6 protein-coding genes, 14 tRNA genes and 3 rRNA genes are annotated in these 10,803 nt (G+C 45.2%); 6 read left to right on the top strand and 17 right to left on the bottom strand.

The window, feature by feature from the left end:
* The 5 genes from AC6R05_RS08980 to AC6R05_RS08960 form a co-directional block, all read left to right on the top strand.
* Positions 1–677: ribosomal RNA gene (locus AC6R05_RS08980) — 23S ribosomal RNA — on the top strand; the annotation flags it as partial.
* Between the two features lie 161 nt (positions 678–838).
* Positions 839–954, top strand: a 5S ribosomal RNA gene (gene rrf / locus AC6R05_RS08975).
* 12 nt (positions 955–966) lie between these two features.
* Positions 967–1,042 (top strand) — tRNA-Thr (locus tag AC6R05_RS08970).
* A gap of 43 nt (positions 1,043–1,085) precedes the next feature.
* Positions 1,086–1,201: ribosomal RNA gene (gene rrf, locus AC6R05_RS08965) — 5S ribosomal RNA — on the top strand.
* Between the two features lie 30 nt (positions 1,202–1,231).
* Positions 1,232–1,308: transfer RNA gene (locus AC6R05_RS08960), tRNA-Asp, on the top strand.
* Positions 1,309–1,713: 405 nt separating this feature from the next.
* Here AC6R05_RS08960 and AC6R05_RS08955 read toward each other — a convergent pair.
* From AC6R05_RS08955 to mutY, 17 genes are all read right to left on the bottom strand, one after another.
* Positions 1,714–2,961, bottom strand: a complete 1,248-nt coding sequence (locus AC6R05_RS08955; RefSeq protein ID WP_500647175.1) for a DUF1835 domain-containing protein — start codon at positions 2,959–2,961, stop codon at positions 1,714–1,716.
* Between the two features lie 449 nt (positions 2,962–3,410).
* Positions 3,411–3,486, bottom strand: a tRNA-Asn gene (locus tag AC6R05_RS08950).
* Between the two features lie 36 nt (positions 3,487–3,522).
* A tRNA-Thr gene (locus AC6R05_RS08945) sits at positions 3,523–3,598 on the bottom strand.
* Between the two features lie 10 nt (positions 3,599–3,608).
* A tRNA-Asn gene (locus AC6R05_RS08940) sits at positions 3,609–3,684 on the bottom strand.
* A gap of 24 nt (positions 3,685–3,708) precedes the next feature.
* Positions 3,709–3,784: transfer RNA gene (locus AC6R05_RS08935), tRNA-Thr, on the bottom strand.
* A 58-nt stretch (positions 3,785–3,842) separates the two neighbouring features.
* Positions 3,843–3,918: transfer RNA gene (locus AC6R05_RS08930), tRNA-Phe, on the bottom strand.
* 236 nt (positions 3,919–4,154) lie between these two features.
* Positions 4,155–5,780, bottom strand: coding sequence for a methyl-accepting chemotaxis protein (locus tag AC6R05_RS08925; protein WP_500647174.1), 1,626 nt, complete (start codon positions 5,778–5,780; stop codon positions 4,155–4,157).
* A gap of 525 nt (positions 5,781–6,305) precedes the next feature.
* A tRNA-Asn gene (locus AC6R05_RS08920) sits at positions 6,306–6,381 on the bottom strand.
* Positions 6,382–6,436: 55 nt separating this feature from the next.
* A tRNA-Phe gene (locus AC6R05_RS08915) sits at positions 6,437–6,512 on the bottom strand.
* A 7-nt stretch (positions 6,513–6,519) separates the two neighbouring features.
* Positions 6,520–6,595 (bottom strand) — tRNA-Thr (locus tag AC6R05_RS08910).
* Between the two features lie 71 nt (positions 6,596–6,666).
* Positions 6,667–6,742 (bottom strand) — tRNA-Asn (locus AC6R05_RS08905).
* Positions 6,743–6,797: 55 nt separating this feature from the next.
* Positions 6,798–6,873, bottom strand: a tRNA-Phe gene (locus AC6R05_RS08900).
* A gap of 7 nt (positions 6,874–6,880) precedes the next feature.
* Positions 6,881–6,956 (bottom strand) — tRNA-Thr (locus AC6R05_RS08895).
* 75 nt (positions 6,957–7,031) lie between these two features.
* Positions 7,032–7,107: transfer RNA gene (locus tag AC6R05_RS08890), tRNA-Phe, on the bottom strand.
* 103 nt (positions 7,108–7,210) lie between these two features.
* Entirely contained in the window at positions 7,211–8,344 is a 1,134-nt protein-coding gene (mltC, locus tag AC6R05_RS08885) for a membrane-bound lytic murein transglycosylase MltC (protein ID WP_150869315.1), read from the bottom strand.
* Between the two features lie 69 nt (positions 8,345–8,413).
* Positions 8,414–8,686 carry an oxidative damage protection protein gene (locus AC6R05_RS08880; RefSeq protein WP_032549860.1) on the bottom strand — a complete coding sequence of 91 codons (273 nt, stop codon included), beginning with the start codon at positions 8,684–8,686 and terminating at the stop codon, positions 8,414–8,416.
* A 28-nt stretch (positions 8,687–8,714) separates the two neighbouring features.
* Complete coding sequence (mutY, locus tag AC6R05_RS08875) at positions 8,715–9,776, bottom strand: A/G-specific adenine glycosylase (protein ID WP_500647173.1); 1,062 nt, start codon at positions 9,774–9,776, stop codon at positions 8,715–8,717.
* A 165-nt stretch (positions 9,777–9,941) separates the two neighbouring features.
* Between mutY and trmB the strand changes: the two genes are divergently transcribed.
* Positions 9,942–10,661: a tRNA (guanosine(46)-N7)-methyltransferase TrmB gene (gene trmB / locus AC6R05_RS08870; protein WP_032549858.1), complete on the top strand. Its 720-nt coding sequence runs from the start codon at positions 9,942–9,944 to the stop codon at positions 10,659–10,661.
* Positions 10,662–10,803: the final 142 nt, after the last annotated feature.

Here is a 10,803-nt window from a genome sequence, read left to right as displayed (position 1 = left end):
GTGCCTGGTGGGTAGTTTGACTGGGGCGGTCTCCTCCCAAAGAGTAACGGAGGAGCACGAAGGTGGGCTAATCACGGTTGGACATCGTGAGGTTAGTGCAATGGCATAAGCCCGCTTGACTGCGAGAATGACAATTCGAGCAGGTGCGAAAGCAGGTCATAGTGATCCGGTGGTTCTGAATGGAAGGGCCATCGCTCAACGGATAAAAGGTACTCCGGGGATAACAGGCTGATACCGCCCAAGAGTTCATATCGACGGCGGTGTTTGGCACCTCGATGTCGGCTCATCACATCCTGGGGCTGAAGTCGGTCCCAAGGGTATGGCTGTTCGCCATTTAAAGTGGTACGCGAGCTGGGTTTAGAACGTCGTGAGACAGTTCGGTCCCTATCTGCCGTGGGCGTTGGAAGATTGAAGGGGGCTGCTCCTAGTACGAGAGGACCGGAGTGGACGAACCTCTGGTGTTCGGGTTGTCATGCCAATGGCATTGCCCGGTAGCTAAGTTCGGAATCGATAACCGCTGAAAGCATCTAAGCGGGAAGCGAGCCCTGAGATGAGTCTTCCCTGGCACTTTAAGTGTCCTAAAGGGTTGTTCAAGACTAGAACGTTGATAGGCAGGGTGTGTAAGCGCTGTGAGGCGTTGAGCTAACCTGTACTAATTGCCCGTGAGGCTTAACCATACAACACCCAAGGGGTTTTGATGGACTCAAACTGTTGTTTCCGCTTTAAAAAGCAGAGGCAAACAAGAACACTTGAATGAGTTTACGTAAGAACTTTTAATAGCTTTCCGAATTATTTTACCTTTAGCTTTTTTAAAAGCTGAAAGTAATAAAAGAATTTGCTTGGCGACCATAGCGTTGTGGACCCACCTGATTCCATGCCGAACTCAGAAGTGAAACGCAATAGCGTCGATGGTAGTGTGGGGCTTCCCCATGTGAGAGTAGAACATCGCCAGGCTCCAAATTTTGTGCTGGTATGGCTCAGTTGGTAGAGCGCACCCTTGGTAAGGGTGAGGTCCCCAGTTCAAATCTGGGTACTAGCACCATTTATTTTGTTGATTTGATACTTCAAATTAACCACAGAATTTGTTTGACGACCATAGCATTGTGGACCCACCTGATTCCATGCCGAACTCAGAAGTGAAACGCAATAGCGCCGATGGTAGTGTGGGGCTTCCCCATGTGAGAGTAGGACATCGTCAGGCTCAAATTGCTTTAAGCTGAATAGACACTGCGGAGTGGTAGTTCAGTTGGTTAGAATACCGGCCTGTCACGCCGGGGGTCGCGGGTTCGAGTCCCGTCCACTCCGCCACTTATCAGAAAGCCTAGTCTCATGACTAGGCTTTCGTCGTTTCTGGCTATAGATAACTTGGCCTTCGAACTGTGCGTCCTGGTCGTTTATGATCTCAATTGATCCGTTATTGTAAAAAAGCCTACTCTTTGTTCGTCAACTTCTGTCCAATCATCGATAATTCACGTTTGTTCCTTCATTAGTCGTTTGCTAATTCACACTCGGTGCCTGGGGGCTTATAGAGTGGGTTTAATCGAACCGTAGTGCTATCTAGCAAAGGGGTAGTGGCATGAGAATTCCATGGGTACACTTTTTGATGAGCTTCATTAGAGGCTTGCAGAGGAGCCAGGAGGGAGATAAGGTTCGGATATAAAGTGAGTGTGGAGTAAATCTAAGCTCTCCACACGATAAGACGCTTATGTTCATCTAGTTATAATGGGATATCGTCGCTAAGTCCTGATGATCCCAGCTCCAAAAGTTGTTAGGAGTCAGGTGAATTCCGCCAACCCACTTGTCTGCAACTTTACCAGTTCTATTGTGGCTAGACTTGGAGAGGTAAATGCGGTTCTTATACCAATCTTTGCTCTCTGATCTTTGGGCTTGCAAGATGGGCTCAGGGCCCTCAGTTAACGGTTTAATGAGAGCCCAATACATTAGGTCTCCTAAATATACTAAAGGCTCTAACTTCATATAGCGTTTAAAGAGTTCATTGAATTCTAGGCCCTCTTCTTCATTTTTTAAGATATCTATAGTCAGGCGTTCCACTAACCCATACTTTGAGTCTATGTGGGGGAGTTCCTGTAAGTGTCTAAATATTACTTCTCTAATATTAGGGAAAAGGTCTTGGTCTACTTTGTGGTAGTACTCGACTAGCTTTAAAGGGCTCTTTGAACAGAAAGCCGGCCATAACTCTGTTGCTACCGTTATATGCTCTACAGATACTTTTTTTCTACTATTCCAGAGTGCACGCAGTGCTTCAGGAGGTAGTTGACCTAAACCGATGAACCTTTCTCTACCAGGGAAGGTACTCACCTCGATAATCTCTACCTTAGTAATATTTTGGTATGAAAGTAGATACAAAGATCTAATCAACATCAATTGATCGTAGTTGTCGTGTTCAACCCATAAAACAATACGTTGATAGTCTGTATCTAAGAGCTTATTCGTCGCTTGCGTGGCTTCAGATTTTACTTGTTCAAGCGACTTTTCCACCTCTTTCACCTCTGAAAGGAGTCGATCACATACATACTCTGCTCTGATCGTTGAAAGCGTCTTTTCATCCAAAGATAGAGGGCCGATACAAAGCGGCTCTATATACGGGAGGAAGTCTCCAGTGAATTCAGCCTGTTCTAATGTTCGTTGTATATCGTGACCGCAACGTACGTGCAGGGTTTGCAAGTCGTTGTCTAGGACTGGCAGAGGAGTATCATCCGAGCTTTTATTCTTTTCTAAGCTATCAATATGCAACAACAGCTTACTCCAGCTGCTTACGCCTAATTCTCGCGCTAATGATAAGTGTATGTCTGCGAGCTTAACGCTATCAGCAGAGAGAAGAGGATTAGGGTGTAAAGTAAGTAACCAGCGTAAGTCTTCGACAGAGCCCGATCTGATGCGTTTCAGGCAAGATTTAGCGTCTTTTTTTAGGTATGTCAGATTGAGAGAAAAAGCATTCATATATTCACCATCTCGTAACTTCTGCACTCGCTGAACAGAAGAGAAGGTAAATCAAATTGTAGTTCCCCAAGAAGGGAGGACGTTGATGACCTTGAGTTAAACTCTTTCCGCGAGTAGGAAGCGTAGGTAACGCTCTGACCAATATATACGAAGGCAGTAGATAACGAAAGTAACAGGCTGAGTTTGTGGGATATTTAATACTATGGATAGTGCGACAGGTTAGGCTACTCGGTAACTGAACGGTGAAATTGCTTTTGGCATAAAGCAGGAGCATTAGATACGAAAAGTCCTCATCGTGTGATGAGGCTTTCTTTAAAATGGCTCTCCTGCGTGACTCAACGCGGGCGGCTAACACGGCCCGACGTTTCGGCTGAGACAATTACTTGGAACAAGTAAGTCGCAGCTTAAAACGAAAAAAAGCCAAGTCTTTCGACTTGGCTTCTTGAAAGTGGCTCCCCCTGCGGGACTCGAACCTGCGACATACGGATTAACAGTCCGCCGTTCTACCAACTGAACTAAGGGGGAATTATTTAAGAAGATAAAACTTCTCAATAATATAAATGGTGCCGACTACCGGAATCGAACTGGTGACCTACTGATTACAAGTCAGTTGCTCTACCTACTGAGCTAAGTCGGCACACTAAATGTGGCTCCCCCTGCGGGACTCGAACCTGCGACATACGGATTAACAGTCCGCCGTTCTACCAACTGAACTAAGGGGGAATTATTCTTAAAGCTTGAAAGAAATGGTGCCGACTACCGGAATCGAACTGGTGACCTACTGATTACAAGTCAGTTGCTCTACCTACTGAGCTAAGTCGGCACTGATAATTTCTTCGTGCTTTACTGCTGTTGTCTTATAGACACCAACAAATAAATTGTGGTGCCCGGAGGCGGAATCGAACCACCGACACGAGGATTTTCAATCCTCTGCTCTACCGACTGAGCTATCCGGGCGACGAGGTGTATTAAACGTGTTTTCCGGTTCTGGGTCAACACTAAATTGCAAAAAAAGTATTGTTTGATGTTTTTCTATACTTAGTGGGGTGTTTTTATCCATTTTGTACGAAAAACCTAGGCCTAGCATGCGCTAAACCAGATGCAGTATGAGTTTAAACTCTCGTAAAAAGTGGTTAAATAAAAAAAAGCACGTATGAAAACGTGCTTTTTTAGTCAGTCAAATGAATGGTGAGTTAGTGTTTTACTTCAAAACGGTTAACCCAGGCTTCAAGTTCATTAGAAAGTGAGGCTAGAGTTTGAGTGCTGTTATGACTTTCAGTCACCACGCCACTTAATTGATTGCCACTCTCTTCGATCATATTGATGCGTTTAGATATGTCGTCGCTCACTTGAGTCTGCTCGGCTGCAGCTGTCGCAATTTGATGGCTCATTGAAGAGATAGACTCAAGAGCAATCACAATCTGTTGTAAGGCTTCTGATGCGTTCTGAGACTCTGTTACTGTGCTTTGACTTGTTTCAGCACAGACTTCCATTGTCTGGATGGCATTGCGAGAGCCTTCTTGAAGATTGTTAATCATCAACTGGATCTCTTTGGTGCTGTCTTGCGTTCGGCCTGCTAGGTTACGAACTTCGTCAGCGACCACTGCAAACCCTCGGCCTTGTTCACCAGCACGTGCGGCTTCTATCGCGGCATTGAGGGCGAGTAGATTAGTTTGTTCAGCGATGTCACCGATTACGTCTAATACTTTAACAATGTTATTCACATCGTTATCTAGATTAGCGACCGCTTCGCTAGCCGTGTTGAGCTGGCCGGCAAGGCCTTGGATGTTGTCTACAGTGTTATGGATGAGGCGTTGAGTATGTTGACTCTGTTTGTCCGCTTCGTCGGTGTTACGCGCTGTATCACCTGCAGAATCAGCTACGTTGTTTGCGGATGACGCCATCTCAGTCATTGCTGTTGCGATCATTTCCGTTGATTGTTGCTGAGTCTCAGTCAGCTGAGCTATCGAGCCTGCACGGTCTTCTACACGCTGCAGCTCACCACGGAGTGCTAGCATGGAGGCGTTTAAGTTGGAAACCAACTCAGCCAACGACTGACTCATCTGCTGCACTGCGTGATAGATGCTGCCGTCTTCAGGTTTAGTATCGAATGATGTCTGGATCTTACCTTGCGCTACAGCTTGTACAGCGGCTCTCACATCCTTAGGTTCACCACCTAACAGTGCCAGCATACGCTTGATTGAGAAGATTAGACTCGACAGGATCACGCCTGCAATAACTAAGCAGAGAAACAGTTGCCATTGAGCAGTTGACCAGAAACGTGCGTTAACCTCGTTAAAACCAATGCCTGTACCGACAACCCATCCCCAATGCGGAGTTTTCTCTGCAATCGAGAGTTTCTCCTCGATGGTGCCGTCTGGCAGTTTCTGTGTCCATGTGTATTCGACGATCTGTCCGGTGCGATTGCCTAAGACTCTTTGGATAAGCTGACCAACACTGTTGCCATTACCATCTTTAAAATCGTTGAAGCTCGTTCCATGCAGTTGTGGATCAAGAGGGGTAGCTACGAACGTCATGTTCTCATCGGCAACGTATACGTATTCGTTGTCTTTATAAATATTATTACGTAGTAGGCGAGTCGCTAACTGTTTAGCCTGATCTTCTTCTAATGTGCCATCAATCGCCATCTTCTCCACTTCTGTGAGAATGCTGTAGGCGCTCTTGAATAGCTCAGTAACACGAGCTTTGTTGTCGATGTTACTGGCGACTCTCAATGTCCAAAGGCCGGTGGCTGTTAGTGCTAATAGGGCAACCAGAATAATTGCAGATAAGATGTAAGCTTGCGTTTTTAATTTCATGTTTCCTCACACAGCATAAAAATAATCGAGCTGTTTCATCGGATAGTAATCTAAGTGGTGTAGGGCAGATATCGGAAAAATACGAAAGTATGATAGAGATTAAATTTACGACGCAAAAAAAGTAACGGTGTGCCGTTTTGTGTGGTGAATGTAAGTGCTTGCCTGTTTTGTGAGCAGAAATAAAATTTGTCAGTAGCACGAAAGAATCGATGTTCTGAGGTGTGTAGGGGTTTTCGTTTAAGTGAATAAGTCTTGATGTGACTCTAAGATATAGCTTGTATCAGAAGGAAATACATTAACAGGATAGAGTGATAGGGCGGTCCGACGATTCGTCTGAGACATTGCTTTGGCACAAAGTAGGTGTGTTAGATACGAAAAAGCCTCATCATGTGATGAGGCTTTCTCTAAAATGGCTCCCCCTGCGGGACTCAACGCGGGCGGCTAGCTCTGAGACATTTACTTGGAACAAGTAAGTCGCAGTTTAAAACGAAAAAAGCCAAGTCTTTCGACTTGGCTTCTTGAATGTGGCTCCCCCTGCGGGACTCGAACCTGCGACATACGGATTAACAGTCCGCCGTTCTACCAACTGAACTAAGGGGGAATTATTTGTGTCAACAACAGGTCTTAAAGACCACTATTTGTTAAGCACCAAATAATGGTGCCTCGAGGCGGAATCGAACCACCGACACGAGGATTTTCAATCCTCTGCTCTACCGACTGAGCTATCGAGGCAAAAGAATGGTGCCGACTACCGGAATCGAACTGGTGACCTACTGATTACAAGTCAGTTGCTCTACCTACTGAGCTAAGTCGGCACACTATATCTTTTACTGAAGATGTTACTCTTCATTTTATATGAAATGATATCAATCACTTCAATTGTAAGTGGCTCCCCCTGCGGGACTCGAACCTGCGACATACGGATTAACAGTCCGCCGTTCTACCAACTGAACTAAGGGGGAATTATTTGTGTCAACATCAGGTCTTAAAGACCATTATTTGTTAAGCACCAAATAATGGTGCCTCGAGGCGGAATCGAACCACCGACACGAGGATTTTCAATCCTCTGCTCTACCGACTGAGCTATCGAGGCAAAAGAATGGTGCCGACTACCGGAATCGAACTGGTGACCTACTGATTACAAGTCAGTTGCTCTACCTACTGAGCTAAGTCGGCACACTAATATTCTTTGTGCTTTTGTCCGTGCTAATGCTTCCTGTTAAAAAGCGCTGACACCAACAAATCAAATTGTGGTGCCCGGAGGCGGAATCGAACCACCGACACGAGGATTTTCAATCCTCTGCTCTACCGACTGAGCTATCCGGGCAACGGAGCGCTATTAAACGGATTTTCTGCATAACCGTCAACACCTTTTTTCAAAATAATTAAAAAAAACGTTCGTTAGTTGTTTTTTTATTCAAAAGTGAGGGTTAGGTTTTGCCTTGGTTAAACTCTTTTTTGAATTTTGTTACTTTTTCTAAGTATCTACGCGATTCTTTGTTGGGATGCTTTTTCGTTAATGCCCAATAAACTTGATTAGGTTGCAAAGAGTTAAGGTCATTCATTGCGCGTTTTCTGTCGCGACTAAAGGTATTTAACACTCCTCCCGTTCCTCCGTTGTACGCAGAAATCATGCTGTACTCTAAGGTGGTCGGGTGTCGAACGTCTTTTAAATAGCGATTTTTAAGGATGTAGAAATACGCAGTACCTGCATCAATGTTGTTTTCTGGATTAAATAAATATTCAGGGCTAGGCTCACCTGATTTATTTTTCACCAGCTTAAAGACATCGCGGCCAGCTGTTTTAGGGACGACCTGCATCAAACCATAGGCGTTAGCCCAACTAACAGCGTAGGGGTTAAAGCTACTCTCAGTTTTGATGATGGCGTAGATAAGATCTTCTGGGATGTCATAACGCTTTGAAGCACGCTGAACGATGTCTGCGTATTTATAGCTTCGCTTACTCGCGTGATCGGCCACCATTGGGATCTCAACGTAGTAGGCTTTTTTGAAGTCGACGTTCTTCGTTTTTAGGTTGTTTGCTATTAAGTAGTCAGCAAATCGATTGGCACGCCAAGTCCATTGAATGGGCTTTTTGTCTTGATCAACAACTTGGTTATAGAGGAAGGGTTGGCCCTCTAGCTTGATGCTTTTAGAGGAGAATAGATCAACACTTGCTGGATCATCGGGTGTCAGCAAGGTTGTCATGATCGCATCTTTTAGGTGTTTTTTCGGCTCTGTCGATGAAACTGTTTCGACGGTAATCAGACCTTTTGAGAAGTTTACTTCTGAACGACTCAAGTAATTATCTATGTATTTCACATAGTTACTTTTACCTGCAATCTTTACTTCATTGCTGCCCCAACGTTTTTGGATGTTACCCGAGAAGCTATTGATGAGGGCATCGAGTGCGCCTGTATCTTTCTCGAATTGACCCGGTAGCTCCGCAAGGTTACCTGCAAAACGGTTGGTCGGTTCATAATTGACGTCATAAATGCTCTCAATGAACTCTCGGCTACAACCGGTAAGTAGCATAGCCGCTAGGAAGTAACTCAGCTTTTTCATAGGTCCTCATACAAAAATGACATCACAGCGCGAACCATGATGTCATTAAACTTGGTGTAAATAAATGTCTTATTCGCTTGGTGGCGTGTAGCCATCAATCACGACATCTTTACCTTCGAAAAGGAAGTTAACCATTTCTGTCTCAAGCAGTTTTCTGTGCTCAGGATCCATCATGTTTAGCTTCTTTTCATTGATAAGCATGGTCTGCTTGCTTTGCCATAGTGCCCATGCTTCTTTAGAAATATTGTCGAAAATACGCTTACCTAAGTCACCTGGGTAAAGTTGAAAATCTAAGCCTTCAGCATCTTTCTGTAGGCGAGCACAAAATACAGTGCGGCTCATAATGGTTCCTCTTGTCGTATTCGTCTGTTTAAACGTGATCGTTTAATTCAAAGGTTAGGCTTTCTAATAGCTGCTTAACAGGGGCAGCTAAGCCTATCTCTTCGGGTTTTGATAAGTTATACCAGAGACCCTTTGTCCCTTCCATTATCAAATCTGGTTGTTTGTCTAATTTTACTAAGACAGGGGTGATATCTAAGTGGTAATGGCTAAAGGTGTGCCTAAACGCAACTAGAGTCTCTTGGTTTTCTATAGAAGCTGAGCCAATCGAGCGGATGTCGAGTTGGTGTTCAATCTCCTGATTTTCATGTTGAGGGAAACAGAACAGCCCTCCCCAGATGCCTGATTGCGGTCGTTGCTCCAACCAAACCTGATTGTCGTGATAAAGAATCACAAACCAAGTCTCTTTTACAGGCTTCTCTTTCTTGGGCTTCTTACCTGGAAAGTCGAGCTGACGGTCTAGCTTGTTTGCCTCACACATCGATTCAATTGGACATAACGTGCACTTCGGCTTGCTTCGAGTGCACACCATAGCGCCCATATCCATCATGGCTTGGTTGTACTTATCGACATCTTGTTTGGGAGTATTTGACTCAGCATGCTCCCAAAGCTGATTTTCAACCTTTTTCTGCCCCGGCCAACCTTCGACGGCAAAACTTCTTGCTAAGGTTCGTTTGACGTTGCCATCTAAAATCGCATGAGGCTGCTTATAGACAGATGATAGAACGGCTGCGGCGGTTGAGCGTCCAATGCCGGGTAGGGCGTTCATCTCTTTAATGTCGGTTGGAAACTCTCCACCATACTCAGTGGCAACAATCTTTGCGGCTTTGTGTAGATTACGCGCTCTTGCGTAGTAACCAAGGCCGGTCCAAAGGTGTAACACTTCATCTTGCTCTGCATTGGCAAGATCGATAACGGTTGGAAAGCGCTCCAGAAATCGTTGGTAATATGGGATCACGGTAGCGACTTGCGTCTGCTGGAGCATGATCTCAGAGAGCCAAACGGAGTAGGCGGTTTTGTTTTGTTGCCATGGGAGTTCTTTACGCCCATAGGCGTCATACCACTTTAATATGGCGGATGCGAAAGGAGTCACGACTTGCTCATTGCTTTGCTATTATTAGAAACGAAATTGCACCACACTTGTGGTTGGATGTAAAACAGACAAATTGTGTGGGAATTTATCAGCAGAAAGACTTGCACAGACGGCAATTCTTTGGATAATCCCCGCTTTGATTAATCAATGTGCAGGCAAAAATCAATGAGTGAAGTGACCACTAACGAATATACTGAAGACGGCAAACTGGTTCGTAAGATCCGCAGCTTTGTTCGCCGCGAAGGCCGCTTAACCAAAGGCCAAGAGAACGCGATGAACGAGTGTTGGCCAACTATGGGTATCGACTACAACCCAGAACTTCTAGATTGGAAAGAAGTTTTCGGTAACGATAACCCTGTGGTACTAGAGATCGGCTTTGGTATGGGTGCATCACTGGTTGAAATGGCGAAGAACGCACCAGAGAAAAACTTCTTAGGTATCGAAGTTCACAGCCCTGGTGTAGGTGCGTGTCTTGGTACTGCGCGCGACGCTGGCGTAACTAACCTACGCGTGATGTGTCACGATGCGGTTGAAGTGTTCGAGCACATGATCCCAGATAGCAGCATTCATACACTACAGCTATTCTTCCCAGACCCATGGCACAAAGCGCGTCACCATAAGCGTCGTATTGTTAAAGCCGAGTTTGCTGAGATGGTTCGCGCGAAGCTACACCTTGAAACAGGTATCTTCCACATGGCGACTGACTGGGAAAACTACGCAGAGCACATGATCGAAGTAATGAACGCTGCTCCAGGCTTCGAGAACATTGCAGAAGAGGGTGATTTCATTCCTCGTCCAGATGAGCGCCCGCTAACTAAGTTTGAAGCTCGTGGTCACCGTTTAGGTCACGGCGTATGGGATATTAAGTACAAGCGTACTAAGTAATTCAAAGCAAAGTGAGTCGGCTCAGGTACTGAGCGATTGCCCCTACACTTTGTAGTATTGATAAAAGCCAACATTGTTGTAATGTTGGCTTTTTTGTCCTTAGCTGATGAATAAATTAATGGTGTGAGACACCAGCCCTACA

Source organism: Vibrio sp. R11-SG3-ISO9 (genome assembly GCF_059834255.1).
Note: the sequence above shows the minus strand (reverse complement) of the source record. Positions and strands in the feature narration are given on the sequence as shown.